Genomic DNA, 23,045 nt, shown 5'->3' with positions numbered 1-23,045 from the left:
AACCCTCCAAAGTGGCTATTTCTGAACAAAACGAAGGGAAATTATTGCGCTCCGCCGGGGAAAGGTCCAGCGTATCTTGATCAGCGATCCGGCGCGGTCTCCGTGACCAGCCATTCCCGAAACGCTGCGAGCGGCGGATACTTCGCCCGTTCGGCGGGCCAGACGAGGTAATAGCGCTCGGGGCTTTCCATCGGCAGGTTGAGCGCGCAGACCAGCTTGCGGCTGGCGAGCTCATCTTGAATCAGGAAGGTCGGCAGCAACGCCACGCCGAGGCCGGCGATCGCCGCCTGAGCTGCGGTCGCGAACTGGTCGAACACCATCCCCTGAGCGGTTCGGCCCGGCACGTCGTGAACGGAAAACCACCGGTCCCACGCGTGAAAGCGCGTCGAGATGCTGAGCAGCGGGGCCTTTCGCAGATCGCCTGCGACACGGAAGCGATATTGCCGCTTCACGGCGGGGCTGCAGGCGGGCACGACCTGTTCGGACCGCAAAAGAGCCATCTCGGCCCCGGGCCACTCCGGTTGACCGAAGTGAATCGCCGCGTCCAGAGCCTCGGGTCGGAAGTCGAAATAAGACAACCGTGTCGTGAGATTGATGGTGATGCCGGGATTCGCGGCCAGAAACCTCGGCAGGCGCGGCGCAAGCCACCGCGTGCCGAACGTCGGCAGGATAGCGAGATTGAGCGTCCCGCCCCCCGGGTTCGCACGGAGATTGAAGGAGGCGGTGCTGATCTTGTGGAGCGCTTCGCGAACCTCGCGTGCATAGGACTCGCCAACGGAGGTCAGTCGAACGGTCTGGCGCTCGCGGACGAAGAGCTCGACCTCGAGCTGCTCCTCCAGGATCTTGATCTGTCGGCTGACGGCGCTCTGGGTCAGCTGAAGCTCGCGGGCGGCCAGCGTCATGCTGCCGGTCCGCGCGGTGGCTTCAAACGCCGACAAGACGGCGGTCGAGGGCAAAAAACGGCGAGGTGTCTGCGGGTCCATTTCCATCATTCCAATTCAGAATGACCTTCTGAGCAAACATCGTTTGAACTGGCCAAATAGGCAAGGCTTAATCGCTAGATCATGATTAAGCCGCATGACTGAGGGGATTTCGGGCGGGCATGACGGCCTCCCCCTCATACAGGAGATTCTGATGCCAGCGCAGCGGACGAACGCAGACGAAATCCGCACGCTGTTTTCCCGCGCCATGTCGGAAATGTACCGGGCCGAAGTGCCGCAATACGGCGCCCTGGTCGAACTCGTCGATGATACCAACCACGAAACGTTGCGGCGGGACGAGCAGCTCCGCGCGAGCCTCGAACGAAGCGATGAACTCGAGCGGCTGAACGTCGAACGTCACGGTGCCATTCGGCTCGGACGCGCGGACGAGCTGTTCAACATGCGCCGCGTCTTTGCGGTGATGGGCATGCAGGCGGTGGGTTACTACGACCTGTCGGTAGCCGGCGTGCCCGTCCACGCAACGGCATTTCGGCCGATCGATGATGCTGCGCTCCGCCGCAATCCGTTTCGCGTGTTCACCTCCCTGCTGCGCCTCGATCTGATCGGGGATGAGACCCTTCGCCTTGAGGCGGAGCGAATCCTCGGCGAGCGCCGCATCTTTACGCCACGCGCGCTCGAGCTGGTGGGCATTTTCGAGACAGAAGGTCGGTTGACCGCCGCGCAGGCGGACGAGTTCGTTCGTGAAGCGCTGGAAACTTTCCGTTGGCACAGCGAAGCGACGGTCAGCCTGGAGGTTTACAGCAGACTGCACGATGCCCATCGGCTGATCGCCGATGTGGTGAGCTTCAAGGGCCCTCACATCAACCATCTGACGCCCCGGACGCTCGACATCGACGCCGTCCAGGTGGCGATGCCACGGCGCGGCATTGCGCCGAAAGCGATCATCGAGGGGCCTCCGCGTCGCGACTGTCCGATCCTGCTGCGCCAGACCAGCTTCAAGGCGCTGGAAGAGCCGATCCTTTTCACGGACGCGGCCGGCGCGCGCGCTCCCGGAACACATACGGCCCGCTTCGGCGAGATCGAGCAGCGTGGTGTCGCCCTCACGCCCAAAGGCCGCGCGCTCTACGACCGATTGCTCTCCACCGTGCGCCAGGCGGGCGCGACCGCGCGCGCCTACGACACCGAGTTGGCCGAGCACTTCAGGGGGTTCCCTGACGATTGGGCGGAGCTTCGCGCGCAGGGACTGGCCTTCTTCCGCTACTCGGCCACACCGGCAGGCATCAACGCATGCAAGGGGCACACACTGCCCTCCAATCTCGATGAGTTGGTCGCGGCAGGCTTTCTGCGCTACGATCCCATCGTCTACGAGGATTTCCTCCCTGTCAGCGCGGCAGGAATCTTCCAGTCGAACCTGGGCAACGACCAGCAGCAGAACTATGCAGCGCGCTCAAACCGCGCTGCGTTCGAAACCGTGCTCGGGGTCGAGGTTCACGATGAAATGAAGCTATACGCGCAGGCGGAGAGTGATTCCCTGGAGCAAGCTCTGGTCCAGCTCGGGTCACCGCACCTCGCACGCCGGGCGATGGCCTGATCAAACCGCAATTCAACCGCCCAAGAGAACGCCCAAGAGAACGCCCAAGAGAAACCACCATGAACATCACGACAAACGCCCCATCGCGCAGCATCAAGTCCTTGGGCGGTGAGGCAGACGCCCTCCTCAAAACGCTCGGCGTGACGCGCCATCGCTACACCGGCGGCAAGCTGATCGCGCGATCGCCGATCACCGGCGAGATCACGGGTCATGTGCACGAGATCAGCGCCCCTGATGCGCAGATGGCGATCGACAAAGCGCACGCCGCATTCCTCGAATGGCGACTTGTCCCCGCCCCGAAACGCGGAGAACTCGTCCGCCTGCTCGGCGAGGAACTGCGGGCCAACAAGGCGGCGCTCGGCAGGCTGGTGTCGATCGAGGTCGGCAAGATCGCGTCCGAGGGCCTCGGCGAGGTCCAGGAGATGATCGACATCTGCGACTTCGCCGTCGGCCTGTCGCGCCAGCTCTATGGTCTGACCATCGCGACCGAACGCAGCGAGCACCGGATGATGGAAAGCTGGCATCCGCTCGGCGTCACCGGAATCATCTCGGCGTTCAATTTCCCCGTCGCCGTGTGGTCGTGGAATGCGGCGCTGGCGCTGATTTGCGGCAACAGCATCGTCTGGAAACCTTCCGAAAAAACTCCGCTGACCGCACTTGCGACGGAAGCCTTGTTCGATCGCGCGCTCGCGCGCTTCAAGGCAGAAGGCGACAAGGCGCCGGACGGGCTGTCCGCTGTTCTGTTCGGTGGCCGTGAGATTGGTGAGATCCTCGTCGATCACGCCAAGGTGCCTCTGGTGTCGGCAACCGGTTCGACTGCGATGGGGCGTATGGTCGGGCCACGGCTCGCCAAACGCTTTGCGCGCGCGATCCTTGAGCTCGGCGGCAACAACGCCGCGATCGTCGCACCGACGGCCGACCTTGACCTGACGTTGCGCGGTGTCGCGTTCGCCGCCATGGGCACGGCCGGCCAGCGCTGCACGACGCTGCGGCGTCTGTTCGTCCACGAGAGCGTCTATGAGACGCTTGTACCGCGCCTGAAGCGCGCCTACGAGAGCGTACCCGTAGGTGATCCGCTCAAGGACGGCACCCTCGTCGGCCCGTTGATCGACGCAGCAGCGTTCGCCTCGATGCAGAATGCCCTGAGCGCGGCGCGCGCTGCGGGCGGCGCGGTGCTCGGCGGCGAGCGGATAACCTACGATGGTGCGGATGACGCCTATTATGTTCGCCCGGCACTGGTCGAGATCGCGGGACAGGTCGGCCCCGTCGAGCACGAGACATTCGCGCCCATTCTCTATGTGATCAAGTATCGCGACTTCGATACGGTGCTGGAGCTGCACAATGCCGTTCCGCAGGGACTCTCGTCGTCGATATTCACCAACGATCTCCGCGAGGCGGAAGCGTTCCTGTCGGTGCGCGGCTCGGATTGCGGCATCGCCAACGTCAATATCGGCCCATCCGGTGCCGAGATCGGTGGCGCCTTCGGCGGCGAAAAGGAAACCGGCGGAGGACGCGAATCCGGGTCGGATTCCTGGAAGGCCTACATGCGCCGCGCCACCAATACGATCAACTTCGGCCGGACCTTGCCGCTCGCCCAGGGCGTCAAGTTCGACGTCGCGTAAAGAGAGCAAGCATGAACGCTCCCCTGCACCGCTCGGCGTCGTTCCGCCCGTCGGATCGTCTGTCCTCGATCGGCGTGTCGGAGATCCTGAAGATCAGCGGCCTCGCCGCGGAGATGAAGCGTCAGGGCCGCGACGTCATCATCCTCGGCGCCGGCGAGCCTGATTTCGACACGCCGGATACGATCAAGGAGGCGGCCGAGCGTGCGATGCGCGCAGGAGCGACCAAGTACACCGCGCTGGACGGCTCGCCCGATCTCAAGGCCGCCATCCGCGCCAAGTTCAGGCGCGATAACGGGCTCGACTTCGCGCAGGACGAGATCACGGTCTCGACGGGCGCCAAGCAGGTGCTATTCAACGCCATGATGGCGACCATCAATCCCGGCGACGAGGTCATCATCCCGACGCCGTTCTGGGTGACGTACGCCGACATCGTGGCGATCGCCGGCGGCAAGCCGGTGCTGGTGCCGTGCGTGGAGGCCAATGGCTTCCGCCTGTCGGAAGGCGATCTCGAGGCGGCCATCACGCCCCGTACGCGATGGGTCATGCTGAATTCGCCGTCCAATCCAACCGGGGCGGCCTATTCAGAGGGCCAATACCGGCCGATCCTCGATGTGCTGCTCAGGCATCCGCAGGTTTGGCTGATGGTCGACGACATCTATGAGCATATCGTCTATGACGGCTTTCGCTTCGCCACGCCCGCAGCGCTCGAGCCGGCCCTGCGCAACCGGACGCTGACCGTCAACGGTGTGTCGAAGGCCTATGCGATGACGGGCTGGCGCATCGGCTATGGCGCCGGACCAAGCGCGCTGATCCGGGCGATGGCCGTGGTCCAGAGCCAGTCGACGTCCTGCCCTTCGTCGGTCAGCCAGGCCGCGGCCATCGAGGCGCTGAGCGGCCCGCAGGACTTCATCGACGCGCGCTGCCGGTCATTCCAGGAACGGCGCGATCTGGTCGTCGCTGCATTGAATCGAATCGACGGCATCACCTGCCGGAAGCCCGAAGGCGCCTTCTATACTTTTGCGAGCTGCGCCGGCGTGATCGGGAAAGCCACTCCCGATGGCCAGACGCTGCAGAGTGACACGGACTTCGCTGATTATTTACTGCGCGCCGCCGGAGTTGCGGTGGTGCCCGGTTCGGCGTTCGGACTTGCACCGTTTTTCCGGATCTCCTACGCGACCTCCGCGGCCGAACTCGAGGATGCCTGCCGGCGCATCGCGCGTGCAACGGCGGCGCTTTCGTAAACGTTGCAATCCGGCCCGGCAATTACCGGCCATGACCGCGACTGGCGATGATCGGCTCGCGCGGGCTCGCCATCCGCGACAGCGCCTCGCTGAAGATCGGCTCCCACGACCTGATATGGCGCCGGAGCAGATCGGCGAGCTCGTCTTCCCTGCCGGCCATCGCAAGCTCGATGATCTGGTAGTGCTCGGCGGCGGATTCGTTCTGACGGGCAAGACCGGCGCGCGACTTGATGCCGTAAAGCCGCATCTGATCGCGTAGTCCCATCACCATTTCGGTCAGACGCGGATTTTCCGCCGCCGCCGTCAACCGCTGGTGAAAGGTGCGATCGGCTTCGAGGTAAAGCCTGATGTCCTCGTTCTTGACCGCGTGGGCAACCTCATCGGCAAAGCGGATCAGCTCCTTGAGATTCTTCTTCTTGCGCGCGACGATCGTCACCGCGTGGAGTTCCAGCACCTCGCGCAGATCGAACAGGTTGCGAAGCTCGGTCAAGGTCGGCTCGACCACCTTGAAGCCGCGGTTGCGCATCGGTTCGATCAAGCCGCTGCGCGCCAGTTCGAGCAGCGCTTCGCGGACGGGCGTCGTTGACACGCCGAGGCTCGCGGCAAGCGTCGGCACCGAGTACATCGATCCCGGCATGCTCTGACCGGAAATGATCTCGGCGCGCACCTGCTGCAGCACCTGCTCCCGCAAATTCTGATCCATTCCCATTCCCGCTTTGTCCGTTCCGGAATCATCCGGCTGAGCCGCGGCACAATAGTCCGGTTTGTCTGCGGCACAATAAATGGGCTTGACGACTGGCGTCCCCTCAGACGAGATTAAGTAGCGCATTACTGTAGCGCACTATAATCGTCCCTTGCTCCAACGTGAACCCCACCTATGGCGCAGCGCGTCCCCGGCTATTGCACGCTTTGCCGATCCCGATGCGGCTCGACCATGGTCATCGAGAACGGGCGGCTGATCGGTGTCGAGACCCTGCCAGGTCACCCGACCGGCGGCGCACTATGTGCGAAGGGGCGCGCCGCACCGGAGATCGTGCACAGTCCACGCCGCCTGACGCAACCATTGCGCCGGACGGCGCCACGGGGCGCGGCCGATCCCGGCTGGACCGAAATGACCTGGGACGAAGCGCTGGACGAGATCGCCCAAAAGCTCGGCGACATCCGCAAGACATCCGGCGCCGAAGCGGTGGCCTTTGCCGTCACCACACCGAGCGGCACACCGATGGTCGACAGCTTCGAATGGGTCGAGCGCTTCATCCGCTGCTTCGGCAGCCCCAATCTCATCTACGCGGTCGAGATCTGCGGTTGGCACAAGGACTATGCCCACGCCCTGACGTTCGGACGCGGCATCGGCGTTCCCGACTATGAGCGTGCCGACGCCATCGTGCTGTGGGGACACAATCCGGCCCGTAACTGGCTCGCCCAGGCGACACGCGTCGCCGATGCACGGCAGCGTGGCGCACGCGTTGCGGTGGTCGACCCCAAGCCGAACGGGTCCGGGCAACAGGCCGACATCTGGCTGCGTATCCGTCCCGGCGCGGACGGCGCGCTGGCGATGGGGGCGATCCGGCACCTCATCATCACGAAAACCTACGACGCAGATTTTGTGACGCGTTGGACCAATGGACCGCTGCTGGTCGATACTGACACGGGCCGCTTCGTTCGCGCGAGTGAACTCTGGAGCGACCAATCAAGCGACAATTTCGTCGCGCTGGACCGGTCAGGAGCGGCGCGCGCTGTCGATACCCGTATTGCGACGCTCGATCCTGCCTGCTGCGAGTTGGATGCTCGGGTCACGCTCGCCGCGCGGGACGGCCGTGCCATCGTTGCGGCGACGGCGTTTGGTCTTCTGACTGCCGAGGCAGCTCCCTACACGATCGCTCGCGTGGCCGAACTGACCTGGCTCGAGGAGAGCAAGATCGCAGCCTTCTACGCGCTGTTCGAGAACGGTCCGCAACTCGCCTATCATTCCTGGACTGGCGTCGGCCAGCACACCAATGCAACCATGATCGAGCGAGCCATCGCGACGCTCTATGCGCTCACGGGCGCCTGCGACAGGCGTGGGGGCAATGTCTGGCCGACATCGCCTCCGACGCGCACCGTCAACGACTATGCCCTGTTGCCGCCGGAGCAAAGGGCCAAGGCGCTCGGCCTCAGCGAATTGCCGCTCGGTCCGCCGAGCCGGGGATGGATCACGGCACGGGATTTCAGCCGCGCGGTTCTGACCGGTGAACCCTACCGGGTCCAGGCGCTGATGAGCTTCGGCACCAATTTCGTGGTGTCGCAGGGGCATTCTTCGCGCAATCGCGAGGCGCTGCGTGCGCTCGACTTCCATGTGCACGTCGACATGTTCATGAATCCCACTGGCGAGAACGCCGACATCGTTCTGCCGGCCAACATGCCGTGGGAACGGGACGCTCTGAAAATCGGCTTCGAGATCACGCAGGAGGCCGTCGAAACGGTCCAGTTCCGTCCGCAGATGTTGCCGCGCCTCGGCGCCTCCAAGGCGGACTATGAAATCGCAGCCGAGCTCGCGGTCAGGCTGGGCCTTGCAGATCAGTTTTTCGGCGGCGATATCGAGGCCGGCTGGAACTATCAGCTTGCTCCGCTCGGTGTGACGATCGACGAGCTGCGCAGCCACCCCGAGGGCCGGCGTTTCCCTCAAGTGCTTCGTCACGAAAAATACGCGCTGCCGCAACAGGACGGCACCGTTGCGGGCTTTTCTACCGTCACGCGCCGCGTCGAGGTCTATTCGGAATTGATGCTCGACCATGGCTACGCGCCACTGCCGGGTCACGTCGAGCCTGCCGAAAGTCCGTTCGCAGAGCGTCCCGACAAACGCTTTCCATTGGTGCTCACGACCGCCAAGAGCGGCTGGTTCGTTCACAGCTCGCATCGTCACGTCGCGTCCCTTCGCAAGAAGACGCCCGACCCGGCGATCGAGATCAACCCGACGCTCGCAGCGACACGCGGGCTCAAGGACGGCGATTGGGCGATCGTCACAACTGCGACCGGCGAGGTCCGGCTGCGCGTGCGGCTGAATGATGCGCTCGACGATCGCATCGCCGTTGCCGAGTTTGGCTGGTGGGAGGATTGTCCGCCGCTTGGACGCGACGCGATGCAGCCCGTCAGCTCGCCGACGTCGAATATGAACGATGCCTTGAGCGATGTGACGCGCGATCCGGTGAGCGGTTCGGTGCCGCTGCGCGCCACGACCTGCGACATCAGCAAGGACGAGACCGCGAGCCGCGGCCACTGGATCGGCAAGCGCGACTTTGCAGTCGCCGCTATTCGCCGCGAAGCCAACGACGTCATCGCGCTGGACCTTGCGCCACGCGACGGCAGTCCGCTTCCCGCATTTCACCCCGGTCAGCACGTCCTGCTGAGCCTGCCGGGACTGGATGTTGCCCGCGCCTATTCCCTGACCGACCACGACGGCCATGGCGTGCTGTCAATCGCAGTCAAAAGATACGGCTCCGGCGATACACGCCAGACCGGCAGTGCGGTCCATCTGTCCGATCACATCCATCGTCTGTCGGTCAGCGATGAGGTCCAGATCGAGCCGCCCAAGGGCATTTTCACGCCACCACTCCACGGGCGCCGACCACTTGTCTTTCTTGCCGCTGGAATCGGCATCACTCCCTTTGTCGGTCATCTCGAAGCCTTGGCGCGGCGGGAGCCGGCCGAACGCGTTGCCAGGGTTTTGCTGCTCCACGGCTGCCGCAACGGCGGCGAGCATCCCTTTGCCGAACGGTTGCGGCAGCTCGCGGACGTGCTGCCGGAGCTCGAACGCGTGACGGCGTATTCGGCACCGCTCGCCCAGGATCGGTGCCCCGGGGACTACGACTACGCGGGCCGGCTTGACCTGTCGGCAATCGAACCACTGCTGCCATCGAGACCCCTGCTCTATCTCTGCGGTTCGCCAGCCTTCACGACGTCGATGACAACACGGCTGGTCGAACAAGGCGCTCCGCGCTTTGACATCTTCACGGAAGCGTTCGCCTCACCACCGGTCGTGCCGCGCACATTGAAGCCGCAAACCGTCCACATCGCCGATAGCGACAGGAGCTTCACCTGGACGCCGGAGCTCGGGACCCTTCTCGATGCGGCCCAGGCCGCCGGCCTGTCCCTGCCCAGCGGCTGCCGCGTCGGCCAGTGCGAGAGCTGCCTCATGCGCGTCGTCGACGGCAACGTCGCGCAGCTTGGCGGCGACGACGGCCCAATCGACCACTGCCTGACCTGTCAATCCGTTCCGCTCTCGGAGCTAACACTCGCACTCTGATCGGAATGAAAAACTGAACGCAACACGACGCGACTATGGGGGCCGCAATGACCGACACGACGGATAAAGCCATCTTCTTCGATAAAGTGCCGACACACACCAACATGCTTGCGAGATTTTCGCAGTATATGGTCAGCTTCGCCGAACGCTGGTTCCCGGACGCCTATGTGTTCGTGCTGATCGCCGTGGTCGTGATCGCACTCGGCACGATTGCGCATGGCGGCTCGCCGCTCGCGGTCAGCCGCGCCTTCGGCGACGGCTTCTGGAATCTCATCCCGTTCACGATGCAGTTAGCGCTGGCCGCCGTCGGTGGCTACGTGGTTGCGATGTCACCGCCCGTCTCTGCACTGATGCGACGGCTGGCCGGTGTCCCTTCCAGCGCGCGCAGCGCAGTCGTCTTCGTCGGCGTTCTCAGCATCCTCCTGTCGCTCCTGAACTGGAGCCTGAGTCTGATCTTCTCGGGCCTGCTGGTACGCGAAATCGCGCGGCGCAAGGACATCAAGCTCGATTATCGCGCGGCGGGCGCCGCCGGCTATCTGGGCCTCGGCTGCGGCTTCACGCTCGGCATCACATCATCGGTCGCGCAGCTCCAGGCCAATGCGGCGAGCATCCCGGCCTCACTGTTGCCGATCACCGGTGTCATCAGCTTTTCCGAGACGATCCTGACGTGGCAAAACCTGGTAACGATTATCGTCGTGACTGCACTGTCGGCGGTAATCTGTTATCTGACAGCGCCAGATGAAGCGCTCACCAGAACCGCAGAAGATCTCGGCGTGTCCCTTGACGACGACCGGATCGAGCCAAAGAAGCCGACGCGTCCTGGCGACTTCCTCGAATTCAGCCCCGTTCTGACCATCCTGATCGTCGCACTTGCGTCGGGCTGGCTCTGGCAGACCTTCCAATCCGGCAATCCGCTGATCACCCTGTCGGGCCTCAACACCTATAACTTCGTGTTTCTGCTGCTTGGCATTCTCCTGCACTGGCGCCCCCGCAGCCTGCTCGAGGCTTTTTCCAAGGGAACGCCGAGCATCTCCGGCCTGCTGTTGCAGTTTCCGTTCTATGCCGGCATCGCCCACATGCTTACCAAGGTGCCGAATGCCAGCGGGCTGACGCTGTCAGATACCGTCGCTCACTGGTTTGCAAACGTCTCGGTCAACTCGACCGTGTTCTCATTCCTGATCGGGATCTATTCCGCGGCGCTCGGCTTCTTCATCCCTTCCGCCGGCGGCAAGTGGATGATCGAAGCGCCCTACATCATGAAGGCCGCCAACGAAGTCGGGGCTCATCTGGGCTGGACCACCATGGTCTACAACATCGCCGAAACGCTGCCGAACTTCATCAACCCGTTCTGGATGCTGCCGCTGCTGGGCGTGCTCGGACTAAAGTCAAAAGACCTGATCGGCTACACGTCCGTGCAATTCTTCGTGCACTTCCCGATCGTCATGATCCTGGCGGCGCTCCTGATGGCGACCTTCACCTACCATCCGCCAATCCTGCCTTGATCGAACGCCGGAGCTGATCATACGGGATGTCGGGGGCCTCACCCCTCGGCATCCCGAAGCGCGGTGCACTGCTGCCGCTCCGCGACACCGTCACTCCGCCTTGGCTTTGACGTATCGGCCCGGCGCAGATTCACCCGGCGGATAGAGATTGCTGCCGAGCTGCGTCCGGGCCGGCACGCGGTCTTCCATCGACGGCTTGAGCCAGCCGATCCAGTCGTTCCACCAACTGCCCGGCTTTTCGTCTGCGCCCGACAGCCATTCTGCCGGATCCTCGCACCTGTCGTCCGAGACCCAATAGCTCCGCTTGTTTTTTGACGCGGGATTGATCACGCCGGCGATATGCCCGCTGGCGCCGAGCACAAAGCGGGTATCGCCGCTGAACAGGCCGGTAGTGCGATAGGCGGAACGCCACGGCACGATGTGATCTTCAAGAGTGGCCAGCACATAGGCAGGCAGGTCGACCCGACCCAAATCGACCGAGGTGCCGCACATCATCAGCTTGTTCGGCACCCGAAGATTGTTCTCCAGGTACATGTTCCTGATGTACCAGCAATACATCGGCCCCGGCAGGTTGGTCACGTCCGAGTTCCAGAACAGAAGGTCGAAACGCTCGGGCGATTTTCCTTTCAGATAGTTGTTGATCACGTTCGGCCATATCAGCTCCTTCGAACGGAGCGTCTGGAAAACGAATCCAAGCTCCGAGCCGCGATAAATGCCGCCATTGCCGATCGTCTGCTCACGCTGTCGTACGCCCTCCTCGTCCACGAACACCCCGAGATCTCCGGGCTCGCGGAAATCGAGCATCGTCGTGAGCAGCGTCACTGACGCGACCGATTCGTCGCCTTTGGTGCGGAGCAGCGCGAGCGCCGACGACAGGATGGTCCCGCCGACGCACCAGCCGACGACGTTGACCTTGTCAGCCGCCGAAATCGACCTGGCGATGTCGATCGCGCGCATGACCCCATGCTCGACGTAATCGTCCCATCCAAAGTGTCCGCAGGAGGCATCCGGGTTGCGCCAGGACACCATGAAGACGGTCAAGCCATGCTCGAGCGCAAACTGGACGAAGGAATTGGCCGGCTGCAGGTCGAGAATGTAGAACTTGTTGATGCAGGGCGGCACGATCAGCAAGGGCCGCGCGGCCACCTGCTCGGTCGTCGGTGCATATTGAATGAGCTGAAACAGATCGTTCTCGAAGACGACGGCGCCCTTCGATGCCGCGACGTCCTTTCCGACTTCGAACGCGCTTTCGTCAGTGATCGTCAGGCTACCCCTGCCTAGATCGTTCATCAGATTGTCGAGGCCGGCCTTGAGACTCTGACCGTCACTGTCGGTCGCAAGCTTGATGACATCGGGATTGGTTGCGATGAAGTTGGTCGGGCTCATCGCCTCGACGAGTTGGCGCGTGAAGAAGCGCAGGCGATGCTTTTCCTTCTCATCCAGATCCAGCGCCTCAACGAAATCGACGCAATAGCGTGAATTCAGCAGATAACACTGCTTCAGCAGGCTATAGGCCGCATTGTCCCGCCATTCTGTGGCGTTGAACCTGCGGTCACCGCGCGGCGGCTCGATGGCCCCCTCGCTCTGGACGCCGGCTGTGGATTTGAGGACGTGCTCGGTGAGCAGATACAGGCGCGTCAGGTGTTCAGCCTGCAGCTGGGCGAGACGCGCCGAAGCATCCAGGGCTGCGGCAGGACTCGCACCGTCATGACCGTTCTGAGCGGGTATCCACCCGAGCGACCGCCACAGGCTTTCTCCCGCCTTCTGGAAGCCTTCGACAAACTCGTCAGGCATGTTGAACGGTCGGCTCATGACGTTCCCTCACTGCTAAGAATTGATGACTTTTCTTTGGTTCGAACGTTGGGCCGCTTCGTCCGGCGCCCTTTTTGCTCCCGCACACGCCGGGAGCTACCATTTACGTTACGTTGCTCTCGTCAGGAAACGGAGCGGACGGTTACGCCTTCCCTGATCCCGTCGACATTGACGGAGAGGCGCTTGATCTTGTCGTAGAGCGTCTGCTTCGGGATGCTCAGAAGTGCGGCCGTTGCCTGCACATCGCCCTGCTTGCGGCGGAGCGCGTCCTCGATGATCGAGCGTTCGATGTTCTCCAATTGCCGCGGCAGCGACACATCGGCCAACCCGAAACCGGACTTGTTGATGGATTTGCCGTCGAGCACACCAAGCACGAAGCGGTCGGCGACGTTGCGAAGCTCACGGACGTTGCCCGGCCATGAATAGGCCAGCAGGTGCGACAAGGTCTGCTCGTCCAGGATCGGTGCATCACGCTCGAAGCGCCGGGCAGCATCCAGGGTGAAATGTTCGAACAGCAGCGGAATATCTTCCCGCCGCTCGCGCAACGGCGGCAGCTCGATGAAGGCGACGCCGAGACGGTAATAGAGATCGGCACGAAACAGCCGTTTTTCGCTGAGTTCGAGCAGGTTCGTCTTGCTCGCCGCCACGACACGGCAATCCACCGCGATCGGCTTGTTGGTCCCGACCCGCTCGATCGAACGGTCCTGCAGTGACCGCAGCAGCTTGACCTGTACGCTGAGCGGCATGCTCTCGATCTCGTCGAGGAACAGGGTCCCGCCATTGGCATATTCGATCTTGCCGATCCGCTGACGGGTCGCGCCGGTGAAGGCGCCGACCTCGTGGCCGAACAGCTCGCTCTCGACCAGCGATTCCGGCAAGCCGCCGCAATTCACTGCGACGTAATTTCCGTTTCGGCGACCGCTGTGATTGTGCAGACAGCGCGCAACGACGTCCTTGCCCGTTCCGGTTTCGCCGTAGATCGTGACGTCGACATTGGTTGCGGCCAAAGTGGAGACGAGGCGGCGCACCTCCTGGATCTGCGGCGAGCGGCCGAGCAGGCTCGCCTCGATGCCCTGGCGATCCGCCAAGGCGGATCGGAGCGAACGCACCTCGAGCGTCAGCCGCCGCTTCTCGGCCGCGCGGCGCACCACCGAAATCAACTGCTCCGAGGAACATGGTTTCTCGATGAAATCGTAAGCGCCGTTCCGCATCGCCTGCACGGCCATCGAGATATCGCCGTGACCGGTAATCAGGATCACCGGCAAGTCCGGATCCAGCCGGCGCAGATCGGCTTGCCATTCGAGGCCGCTCTTGCCGCGCAGACGTACGTCGCAAACCACAACGTAGGGCATGTCGGCGCGAACCGCAGGGTTGGCAGTCTCGACCGAGGCAAATCCGGACACGGAAAAATCCGCAAGCTCGAGCGCCTGCACGCCGCCGATCCGGACGTCGTCGTCGTCCTCGACGTAGATCACACCGATCGATTGGTCACCGCCCATGCGAAGCAGCCCCTGCAGTTTCGGCCAATGGAAGAAGCACGACGAACTCGGCACCGCCAGGCGCCAGATTGCGTGCATGCAGCTCGCCCCCGAAGGAGCGCGCAATGTGGTTGGACAACATCAGGCCGAGGCCGAGCCCCTTGCCGGCCGGCTTGGTCGTGACAAACGGCTCGAACATGCGCTGAAGCACGTCGGAGGCGATGGACGGACCGCTGTTGCTGATGGCGATGCGGCAACGGGCGGTCTGTCCCCCCTCCTGCGTCGCCTGGATCAGGATCGACTTGCGCTCGGCGCTCTCCACCGCATCCAGCGCATTCGCCACGATGTTGCACAAGAGCTGCTCGAGCCGGGTTTGATCGGCGATCACACTGAGCCCGGCGTCGAGGTCGGTCGTGACGGCGACGCCGCCCTCCTTGACACGCCCCGCCAATATCTTGAGCGATTCAGCCACGGCCTGCTCGACGGAAACCGCGTCGAGCGGCCTGCTGGACTTGTAGGCGAACACCCGCAGCTGACTGGTCAGGCGGCCGAGCCGGCGCACCAGCTCGCCGATCCGTGTGAGATTGCCGCGGGCATCGCCGATCGATCCGCGATCGACCAGCAGGATCGCATTATCAGCCGCGGTCTGCAGCGCCGCCAGCGGCTGATTCAACTCGTGCACGATGCCGGCCGACATCTGGCCGAGGGCGGCGAGCTTACCGGCATGGACCAGTTCGTCCTGCGCCGCCTGCAATTCCTGGGTTCGCTCCTGTACCCTCGTCTCGAGCATGTCGTTGGCCGACTGCAGGGCCGCCTGGTTGTCCAGCCGCTGCTTGATCTCCCGCCGGCGCTGCTCGATCAGGCCGAAGGCCAGCAGGGCAACGATGGCGGCGAGGCCCGATATCACGCCAATGATGAGCGCGGTCTGCCGTACGGGCGCCTCGTCGTGGAGGAAAACGAGTTTCCACAAACCGCGGTTGATCGAGAGCTCGCTGACCGTGTAGGCGGTACCGTTCTCGGTGATCCTGGCCGCGCCGCCCTCAGACTGCGCGACCAACTTCCATCCGAGCGGCGCCAGATCATGGTTGCCGTAGGGTTTGGATCGCGCGATGTCATCGCGGGTTTGTTGGGACAGCGGTGCCATCGGCCGATAACGCCACGCGTCGCGGGACGCCAGGATTGTCACCTGGCGTTCGTCGACCAGCAGGATGTCGTTGTCACTGTCCCGCCAGGCACGCTCGAACGAATCCAGATTGACCTTGACGGTAGCGATACCCTTCGTCGCACCCGTGTCCTTCAAGGCGTAAGACAAATAGTAGCCAGCGCGTGCGGTCGTGATGCCGACACCGAAGAACGCCCCGCGTCCGCTGGCGAGCGCCTCGCTGACATAGGGACGATACGACAGGTTTTCGCCAAAGGGCGTCCCCGGCTGGTCGAAGTCGGCCGCGGCCAAGGTGGCCCCGGAGACACCCAGGACGTAGAGATTGTCGGCGCCCGCAAGCAGATTGATCGACTTCAGATACAGGCTGACGGTTCGCTGCAGTGCAGGATCGTCGGGAGCACCCAGCAGCCGGAACACGTTGGGCGACGTCTCCAGCAGGGACGGCAGATACTCAAACCGCGACAGATAGCCGTCGAGCCTGACGGCCTCGACGGCGAGCCGTTGCTGCGCCGCGACGTGCAGATGGTCCAGCCCCCGCTGCAGCGCCAGGGTATATCCAAGCCACGAAGCGCCGGCGACCAGCGCTAGCGCTAGCGCTATGGCGCCGCGAAGCAGCCAGCGCGAGGAAACGGGCGTTACCGGACCGACGTCGGAACTCGCCTTGACGTTCAGCAGGGATGAAAGCTCCGTCATCGTGGGAACCAGGACCAACCGCGGAGCGTCGGCCACCACGGACGCCCCCTCACGCATAGTCTAACTCTATGGTCTTGCCCCGGAATACGCGATAGGAAAATCCGATGTAGCCGATGATGATCGGCAGTGCGACACAATCCCCGATCAGGGCGATCCGCAGCGGCTTGGGGCTGTTTGCCAGCCGCGTCTGCATGCGCACAAGCATCACGACGTCCATCAGCGTCCCCTTTTGCCTCACCGCGGCGTGTCCACGTCAGTGCAGCTTCACATGCGGCTCGGTGCGCCGCGTGATCAGGCGCGCCAGCGTGTCGAGCGCGACCTTCGACGGACCATGCAATGCGTTCTCGTGCATCTTGTAGAGCGACAGGTACATCATCCGCGCGAAGATGCCGGCGAACACCAGATCACCGCCGACGAGCGCCCCCATCATCGAGCCGACCGTGCTGAACTCGCCGAGCGACACCAATGATCCGAAGTCCCTGTAGCGGTAATCCTTGATCGGCTCGCCGCGCAGATAGCGCGGGATCTGGGAATAGAGGTGGGAGGCCTGCTGATGCGCCGCCTGCGCGCGAGGCGGCACGAGGCCGCGATCGCCCCATGAACAGGCCGAGCAGTCGCCGATGACAAAGATGCTGTCGTCGCGCGTCGTTTGCAGGGTGGGCCGAACGACCAGCTGATTGATGCGGTTTGTCTCAAGCCCCGCGATGTCCTTGAGGACATCCGGCGCCTTGACGCCCGCGGCCCAGACGATCAGCTCGGCCGGGATCACCCGGCTGTCCGCCAGGCTGACATGGTCGGAGCTGACCTCGGAGACCTTGGCACCAACAAGCACATTGACTCCGAGCTTGACGAGCAATTTCTCGGTCTCTTTCGAAACCCGTTCCGGCAGTGCCGGAAGCACCCGGTTAGCGGCTTCGATCAACGTGATGCTGATATCCTTCTGCGCGTCGACCTGATCGAGGCCATAGGCCACCACTTCACGTGTCGTCCGGTGCAGTTCGGCCGCTAGCTCGACACCAGTCGCGCCGGCGCCGATGATGGCGACTTTCAACTGATGCGCACCGAGTGGCGACGTCTGCGCATGGGCGCGGATGCAGGCGTTGACCATTCGCTCGTGGAAGCGCTTGGCATCCGCCTGCGACTCCAGCTTGATGGCATGATCGACGACGCCAGGCGTGCCGAAATCGTTGTTCTGGCTGCCGATCGCAACGACAAGAACATCGTAATCGATGGTCCGTTTCGGCGTCACCTCACGGCCTTCGCTGTCGAGATAGGGCGCGACCAGGACCTGGCGCTGATCCCGATCGATCCCGATCATCTCGCCGATGCGGTAGCGAAAGCCATGCCAGTAGGACTGCGCGAGGTAATCGACCTCGTGCGCGGAGAGGTCCATGCTTCCGGCCGCAATTTCATGCAGCTTCGGCTTCCAGACATGGGTGCGGTTTCGCTCGATCAGCGTAACGTCGAGCTTGCCCTTGCGCCCGTATTTGTCGCCGAGGCGGGTTGCGAGCTCCAACCCGCCGGCCCCGCCTCCGACGATCACGACCCGGGGTTTTCCCGACTGCGGCTTACTCATGATGGCCTCGAGCGATCGTGTTCACAGCCGTTGAATAGCGTCTCTCTGGAGTCACCCTCTCTCCGAGACCGCATCCGCAGCCGCCACGGCCGCCATATTCACGATGCGCCGCACCGTGGATGACGGTGTGAGAATGTGCGCCGGCTTTGCCGCCCCGAGCAGGATGCCGCCCACCGTCAACCCCTGCCCCGCAGCCATCCGCAGCAGATTGTAGGAGATGTTGGCGGCATCGAGATTCGGCATCACCAGCACATTCGCCGGCCCGGTGAAGCCGGAGTCCGGGAATTCGTGGTCACGCACGGTCTGCGACAGCGCTGCATCTCCGCGCATTTCGCCTTCGACCGCGAGCTCGGGCGAGCGCACGCGAATGATCGTGCGTGCCTCCCGCATCTTGTGCGCTTCCGGGACCGCGGAGCTGCCGAAGCTCGAATGCGACAGCAGCGCCACCCGCGGCGTGATGCCAAATCGCTTGACTTCGGCCGCTGCCAGCGACGCGATGTCGGCAACCTGCTCGGCGGTCGGATTGAGATTGCAGTGCGTGTCGCAGATGAACAGCTGATGGCTTTGCAGGATGAGCATCTGCATCACGGCGAGCGTCCGCACGTCGTCGCGGGTCCCGATCACGTTACTGATCGCAGCCAGATGATCGGCGGTTCGCCCGATCACGCCGCACAGCATCGCATCACCGATGCCCCGCTCGAGCAGGATCGAGGCGAGCACGGTCGCATTGCTCCGCGTCTCCGACAGCGCTAGCGCCGCCGACACGCCATCGCGCTTGCGGCGCGTATGGTAGACGTCGGCGCATTTGGAATAAACCTGCGCATCGTGCGGATCGATAATCTCGCAGTCCTGGCCGGGCTTGAGGCGGAGACCGAAGGCCTTGATGTGCTGCTCGATCGTGGCGGGACGGCCAAGCAACAACGGCTTGGCGATCTTCTCGTCGGCGATGACCTGTGCGGCCCGCAGCACCCGCTCGTCCTCGCCTTCCGCGAGAATGAGGGACTTTCCGCTCCCCTTCGCCACCGAAAACACCGGCTGCATCGCATTGCCGGACTGGTAGACGAACCGGCTCAGCTTCTGCCGATAGGCGTCCATATCGGTGATCGGGCGTCTTGCCACGCCCGTATCTGCCGCAGCCTTTGCCACCGCCGGCGCAATCATCTCGATCAGCCGCGGGTCGAATGGCTTTGGAATGAGATAGTGGCGCCCGAAGCGAAGGTCCTCGCCCTTGTAGGCGGTCGCAACGACCTCAGGCACTTCTGCCATGGCGAGATCCGCCAGCGCACGCACCGTCGCCAGCTTCATCTCCTCGTTGATCGTGGTGGCCCCGCAATCGAGTGCGCCCCTGAAGATGAACGGGAAGCAGAGCACGTTGTTGATCTGGTTTGGGTAGTCCGAGCGTCCGGTCCCGATAATGGCGTCCGGGCGAACCGCCAGCGCGTCCTCGGGCATGACCTCGGGGATCGGGTTGGCCATGGCGAAGATCAGCGGATCCCGCGCCATCTTCTTGACCATCTCTGGCGTGAGCACGTTGCCCGCGGACAGCCCGAGGAAGATGTCCGCATCCGCAATGATCTCGTCGAGCTTTCGCGCCTCGGTCTTCGCGGCGTAGCGCGCCTTGTTCTCATCCATGCTCTCGGTGCGGCCCGCATAGACGACGCCCTTGACATCGGTCACGATGATCCGGTCCTGGCGCAAGCCGAGGCTGACGATCAGGTCGAGACAGGCCAGCGCGGCAGCGCCGGCGCCGGAGCACACCAGTTTGACGTCGGCGATATCCTTCTTGACGAGCTTCAGCCCGTTCAGGATCGCAGCTGCGGCGATGATTGCGGTGCCGTGCTGATCGTCGTGGAAGACCGGGATTTTCATCCGCTCGCGGAGCTTCTTCTCGATGTAGAAGCATTCGGGCGCCTTGATATCTTCCAGGTTGATGCCGCCGAAGGTCGGCTCCATCCGCGCGATGGTGTCGACCAGCGCATCGGGATTTTCCTCGGCGAGCTCAATGTCGAACACATCGATGCCGGCGAACTTCTTGAACAGGCAGGCCTTGCCTTCCATGACCGGCTTGCCCGCCAGCGCGCCGATATTGCCGAGGCCGAGCACCGCGGTGCCGTTGGTGACGACGGCGACCAGGTTGCTGCGCGCCGTCAGCACGTCCGCCTGCAATTCATCCTTGGCGATGACAAGGCAAGGCTCCGCCACACCGGGAGAATACGCCAGCGCCAGGTCGCGCTGCGTGGCCATCGCCTTGGTCGGGACCACGGAGATCTTCCCGGGCGTCGGCAGGCGATGATATTCGAGTGCGGCTTCCTTCAGACTCTGATCCTGGTCCATCGTATTCCTCGACTAGCTGTCTTGCGTTCGAGAGGCAAGCATTCTCGCCCCTCGCCTTCGTTTCTGCCGCCGGCGGACGCGGCTGATAGCTCAGGCCATGTGCTGACCGCCATTCGCCGAGATCGTAGCCCCCGTGATGAAGCCGGCATCGTCGGATGCCAGGAACACCACCACGCGTGCGATCTCGCTCGGCTCACCCAAACGTCCCACGGGAATCTGCGGCAGGATGCTCTTCGCGACGACATCAGGGTTGATCGCCTTGACCATCTCGGTGGCGATATAGCCGGGGCAGATCGTGTTGACGGTGATGCCGGCGCGAGCGCCCTCTTGCGCCAAGGCCTTCACGAAGCCGATGTCGCCGGCCTTGGCCGCGGAATAGTTGACCTGGCCCATCTGGCCCTTCTGGCCGTTGATCGAAGAAATGCAGATCACGCGGCCGAACTTGCGCTCGCGCATGCCTTCCCACACCGGCCGCGTCATGTTGAACAGCGAGTTGAGATTGGTGTTGATGACGGCGTACCATTGCTCCGGCGTCATCTTGTGGAACATGCCGTCCTTGGTGATGCCGGCATTGTTGACCAGCACGTCCACCGGGCCGAGGTCGGCCTCCACCTGCTTCAGGCCGGCGGCACAGGCGTCGTAGTTCGAGACGTCCCATTTGTAGACGTTGATGCCGGTCTCGCTCTTGAATTTCGCGGCCGCTTCGTCATTGCCGGCATAGCTTGCCGCCACCTTGTACCCGGCCGCCTTGAGCGCGATCGAGATCGCCTCGCCTATGCCGCGCGTACCGCCGGTCACCACTGCAACTCTGGACATCGTTTCCTCCTGATCCTGATTGGTTCAATCCGTATTTGCCGGCCCTCGGCCAGCCGCTGTCGTTCGCGGACGGCGTGATGCCGTCCGCGTTGGTTTCGCTCCGGTTCTTGTGACCGGCTGGTCTGGTCTAGCGTTCGACCGTTAGGGCGACGCCCATGCCGCCGCCGATGCACAGCGTGGCAAGCCCCTTCTTCGCGTTGCGCTTCTGCATCTCGAACAGCAGCGTCGTCAGCACGCGCGCACCGGATGCACCAATGGGATGGCCGATCGCGATGGCGCCGCCATTCACGTTCACGATCGACGGATCCCAGCCCATGTCCTTGTTGACCGCGATCGCTTGCGCCGCGAAGGCCTCGTTGGCTTCGACGAGGTCGAGATCCCTGACCTTCCAGCCGGCCTTTTCCAGCGCCTTGCGTGAGGCCGGGATCGGCCCCGATCCCATCACCGCCGGATCGACGCCCGCGGTCGCCCAGGACACGATCCTGGCAAGCGGGGTGAGACCACGCTTCTTGGCTTCATCGGCGCTCATCAGGACCAGCGCAGCCGCCCCGTCGTTGATACCCGAGGCATTGCCGGCGGTCACCGAGCCTTCCTTGTTGAAGGCTGGCTTCAGCTTGGCGAGCGCGTCCTGGGTCGTGCCGGCACGGATATATTCGTCCTGGTCGACGACGACGTCGCCCTTCCTGGTCTTGATGGTGACGGGGACGATCTCGTCCTTGAACCGGCCGGCCCTCTGCGCGTCCTCCGCCTTGTTTTGCGAATTGGTCGCGAAAGCATCCTGCTCCTCGCGGGTGATCTGCCACCGGGCCGCGATGTTCTCCGCCGTGACGCCCATGTGATAGCCGTGGAAGGCGTCCATCAGGCCATCCTTCAGCATGGAGTCGACGAACTTGACGTCACCCATCTTGGTACCGCCCCGCATATGCGACAGATGCGGCGCCATCGACATGGACTCCATGCCGCCGGCGACGATCACCTTCGCATCGCCATTGGCGATCTGCTGCAGACCGAGCGCCACCGACCGCAGGCCCGAGCCGCAGAGCTGGTTCATGCCCCACGCCGTCTTCTCCTGCGGTATGCCCGCCGCCATCGCCGCCTGCCGCGCCGGATTCTGCCCCTCGCCGCCGGCGAGAACCTGGCCGAGGATCACCTCATCGACCTCCTCAGGGGCGACCTTGGCACGTTCGAGCGCACCCTTGATCGCCACAGCGCCAAGCTCGTGCGCGGTCAGCGAGCCGAATGCCCCGTTGAAGGAGCCGACCGGCGTGCGCGCCGCGGAAACAATGACTACGTCCGTCATGATCAATTCCCCGTTCTTGTCTGATTTGAACGAATGGCCGGTTACGCCGTGCCGCTGTCAGCGGTGACGGCGGTCTCGAAGTCCGTTGGATCGATATTCCGGTCGAGCCCGGCATTCAGTTTCTCGCGGTCGAGCTCGCCCTCCCACCACGCCACCACCACGCAGGCGACGCCGTTGCCGCAGAGGTTGGTGAGCGCGCGGCATTCGCTCATGAACTTGTCGATGCCGAGCACGATCGCCATCCCCGGAAGCAGCTCGGGCCTCACAGCCGCGAGCGTGCCTGCGAGTGTGATGAACCCGGCTCCCGTGATGCCCGAGGCGCCCTTCGAGGTCAGCATCGCAACGACGAGGATCGTCATCTGCTCGCCGAAGGAGAGATCGACGTTCATCGCCTGGGCGATGAACAGCGTCGCCAGGGTCATGTAGATGTTGGTGCCGTCGAGATTGAAGGAATAGCCGGTCGGCACCACCAATCCGACGACGGACTTGGAGCAGCCGAGCTTTTCCAGCTTCTCCATCATCTGCGGCAGCGCGCTCTCCGAGGACGAGGTGCCGAGCACGATCAGCAGCTCGTCCTTGATGTATTTGAGGAACTTGAAGATCGAGAAGCCGGCGATACGGGCGATGATGCCGAGACCGACGATCACGAACAGGAACGCCGTGAGATAGAAGGTCGCGATCAGGCCGGCGAGATT

At 63.5% G+C, this 23,045-nt stretch carries 16 protein-coding genes; 5 read left to right on the top strand and 11 right to left on the bottom strand.

The features are described from left to right. Positions 1–80 precede the first annotated feature (80 nt). Complete coding sequence (locus tag JQ604_RS06990; protein WP_212354738.1) at positions 81–983, bottom strand: LysR family transcriptional regulator; 903 nt, start codon at positions 981–983, stop codon at positions 81–83. 151 nt (positions 984–1,134) lie between these two features. Between JQ604_RS06990 and hglS the strand changes: the two genes are divergently transcribed. The 3 genes from hglS to JQ604_RS06975 are packed head-to-tail and all read left to right on the top strand — an operon-like array spanning position 1,135 to position 5,395. Further along, positions 1,135–2,532: a 2-oxoadipate dioxygenase/decarboxylase HglS gene (gene hglS, locus JQ604_RS06985; RefSeq protein ID WP_212354736.1), complete on the top strand. Its 1,398-nt coding sequence runs from the start codon at positions 1,135–1,137 to the stop codon at positions 2,530–2,532. Between the two features lie 59 nt (positions 2,533–2,591). Beyond that, positions 2,592–4,154 (top strand): L-piperidine-6-carboxylate dehydrogenase, encoded by a 1,563-nt coding sequence (gene amaB / locus JQ604_RS06980; protein ID WP_212354734.1) that lies wholly within the window; start codon positions 2,592–2,594, stop codon positions 4,152–4,154. A gap of 11 nt (positions 4,155–4,165) precedes the next feature. Continuing rightward, the gene (locus tag JQ604_RS06975; protein WP_212354732.1) at positions 4,166–5,395 is read left to right on the top strand and encodes a pyridoxal phosphate-dependent aminotransferase; all 1,230 of its coding nucleotides are present in this window, start codon (positions 4,166–4,168) and stop codon (positions 5,393–5,395) included. Between the two features lie 22 nt (positions 5,396–5,417). Here the strand turns inward: JQ604_RS06975 and JQ604_RS06970 are convergent, their stop codons facing one another. Next, positions 5,418–6,098, bottom strand: coding sequence for a GntR family transcriptional regulator (locus JQ604_RS06970; RefSeq protein ID WP_212354724.1), 681 nt, complete (start codon positions 6,096–6,098; stop codon positions 5,418–5,420). A 174-nt stretch (positions 6,099–6,272) separates the two neighbouring features. Here JQ604_RS06970 and JQ604_RS06965 point away from each other — a divergent pair, with 174 nt between their 5' ends. Next, positions 6,273–9,677 carry a molybdopterin-dependent oxidoreductase gene (locus JQ604_RS06965; protein ID WP_212354723.1) on the top strand — a complete coding sequence of 1,135 codons (3,405 nt, stop codon included), beginning with the start codon at positions 6,273–6,275 and terminating at the stop codon, positions 9,675–9,677. Between the two features lie 47 nt (positions 9,678–9,724). After that, positions 9,725–11,179 carry a short-chain fatty acid transporter gene (locus tag JQ604_RS06960; protein ID WP_212354721.1) on the top strand — a complete coding sequence of 485 codons (1,455 nt, stop codon included), beginning with the start codon at positions 9,725–9,727 and terminating at the stop codon, positions 11,177–11,179. Between the two features lie 90 nt (positions 11,180–11,269). Here JQ604_RS06960 and JQ604_RS06955 read toward each other — a convergent pair whose 3' ends face one another. The 9 genes from JQ604_RS06955 to JQ604_RS06915 all read right to left on the bottom strand — a co-directional run. After that, complete coding sequence (locus JQ604_RS06955) at positions 11,270–12,991, bottom strand: PHA/PHB synthase family protein (protein WP_212354719.1); 1,722 nt, start codon at positions 12,989–12,991, stop codon at positions 11,270–11,272. A gap of 122 nt (positions 12,992–13,113) precedes the next feature. Continuing rightward, positions 13,114–14,490 carry a sigma-54-dependent transcriptional regulator gene (locus tag JQ604_RS06950; RefSeq protein WP_212354717.1) on the bottom strand — a complete coding sequence of 459 codons (1,377 nt, stop codon included), beginning with the start codon at positions 14,488–14,490 and terminating at the stop codon, positions 13,114–13,116. Beyond that, positions 14,480–16,324, bottom strand: a complete 1,845-nt coding sequence (locus JQ604_RS06945) for a sensor histidine kinase (RefSeq protein WP_249158088.1) — start codon at positions 16,322–16,324, stop codon at positions 14,480–14,482. The genes JQ604_RS06950 and JQ604_RS06945 overlap by 11 nt, the downstream gene beginning before the upstream one ends. A 49-nt stretch (positions 16,325–16,373) precedes the next feature. After that, the gene (locus tag JQ604_RS06940; RefSeq protein WP_212354711.1) at positions 16,374–16,541 is read right to left on the bottom strand and encodes a hypothetical protein; all 168 of its coding nucleotides are present in this window, start codon (positions 16,539–16,541) and stop codon (positions 16,374–16,376) included. A 36-nt stretch (positions 16,542–16,577) separates the two neighbouring features. Further along, positions 16,578–17,900 (bottom strand): NAD(P)/FAD-dependent oxidoreductase, encoded by a 1,323-nt coding sequence (locus JQ604_RS06935; protein ID WP_212354709.1) that lies wholly within the window; start codon positions 17,898–17,900, stop codon positions 16,578–16,580. A gap of 51 nt (positions 17,901–17,951) precedes the next feature. Next, complete coding sequence (locus JQ604_RS06930; protein ID WP_212354707.1) at positions 17,952–20,234, bottom strand: NADP-dependent malic enzyme; 2,283 nt, start codon at positions 20,232–20,234, stop codon at positions 17,952–17,954. 90 nt (positions 20,235–20,324) lie between these two features. After that, positions 20,325–21,050, bottom strand: a complete 726-nt coding sequence (phbB, locus tag JQ604_RS06925; protein WP_212354704.1) for an acetoacetyl-CoA reductase — start codon at positions 21,048–21,050, stop codon at positions 20,325–20,327. 127 nt (positions 21,051–21,177) lie between these two features. Further along, positions 21,178–22,350, bottom strand: a complete 1,173-nt coding sequence (locus JQ604_RS06920; protein WP_212354702.1) for an acetyl-CoA C-acetyltransferase — start codon at positions 22,348–22,350, stop codon at positions 21,178–21,180. Between the two features lie 41 nt (positions 22,351–22,391). Next, the coding region (locus tag JQ604_RS06915; RefSeq protein ID WP_212354700.1) for a cation:dicarboxylate symporter family transporter at positions 22,392–23,045 on the bottom strand (654 nt) is incomplete at its 5' end.

Source organism: Bradyrhizobium jicamae, assembly GCF_018130695.1.
GTDB classification, from domain to species: domain Bacteria; phylum Pseudomonadota; class Alphaproteobacteria; order Rhizobiales; family Xanthobacteraceae; genus Bradyrhizobium; species Bradyrhizobium jicamae_B.
This window is presented reverse-complemented; position numbering and strand designations above follow the sequence as displayed.

What these genes read in the sequence shown, in the direction of transcription:
- JQ604_RS06940 (WP_212354711.1), bottom strand. Translation starts at nt 16,541, where the DNA reads ATGGACGTCGTGATGCTTGTGCGCATGCAGACGCGGCTGGCAAACAGC.
- JQ604_RS06945 (WP_249158088.1), bottom strand. Translation starts at nt 16,324, where the DNA reads ATGACGGAGCTTTCATCCCTGCTGAACGTCAAGGCGAGTTCCGACGTC.
- JQ604_RS06990 (WP_212354738.1), bottom strand. Translation starts at nt 983, where the DNA reads ATGGACCCGCAGACACCTCGCCGTTTTTTGCCCTCGACCGCCGTCTTG.
- phbB (WP_212354704.1), bottom strand. Translation starts at nt 21,050, where the DNA reads ATGTCCAGAGTTGCAGTGGTGACCGGCGGTACGCGCGGCATAGGCGAG.
- JQ604_RS06975 (WP_212354732.1), top strand. Translation starts at nt 4,166, where the DNA reads ATGAACGCTCCCCTGCACCGCTCGGCGTCGTTCCGCCCGTCGGATCGT.
- JQ604_RS06935 (WP_212354709.1), bottom strand. Translation starts at nt 17,900, where the DNA reads ATGAGTAAGCCGCAGTCGGGAAAACCCCGGGTCGTGATCGTCGGAGGC.
- JQ604_RS06950 (WP_212354717.1), bottom strand. Translation starts at nt 14,490, where the DNA reads ATGGGCGGTGACCAATCGATCGGTGTGATCTACGTCGAGGACGACGAC.
- JQ604_RS06960 (WP_212354721.1), top strand. Translation starts at nt 9,725, where the DNA reads ATGACCGACACGACGGATAAAGCCATCTTCTTCGATAAAGTGCCGACA.
- JQ604_RS06970 (WP_212354724.1), bottom strand. Translation starts at nt 6,098, where the DNA reads ATGGATCAGAATTTGCGGGAGCAGGTGCTGCAGCAGGTGCGCGCCGAG.
- JQ604_RS06955 (WP_212354719.1), bottom strand. Translation starts at nt 12,991, where the DNA reads ATGAGCCGACCGTTCAACATGCCTGACGAGTTTGTCGAAGGCTTCCAG.
- JQ604_RS06930 (WP_212354707.1), bottom strand. Translation starts at nt 20,234, where the DNA reads ATGGACCAGGATCAGAGTCTGAAGGAAGCCGCACTCGAATATCATCGC.
- JQ604_RS06920 (WP_212354702.1), bottom strand. Translation starts at nt 22,350, where the DNA reads ATGACGGACGTAGTCATTGTTTCCGCGGCGCGCACGCCGGTCGGCTCC.
- amaB (WP_212354734.1), top strand. Translation starts at nt 2,592, where the DNA reads ATGAACATCACGACAAACGCCCCATCGCGCAGCATCAAGTCCTTGGGC.
- JQ604_RS06965 (WP_212354723.1), top strand. Translation starts at nt 6,273, where the DNA reads ATGGCGCAGCGCGTCCCCGGCTATTGCACGCTTTGCCGATCCCGATGC.
- hglS (WP_212354736.1), top strand. Translation starts at nt 1,135, where the DNA reads ATGCCAGCGCAGCGGACGAACGCAGACGAAATCCGCACGCTGTTTTCC.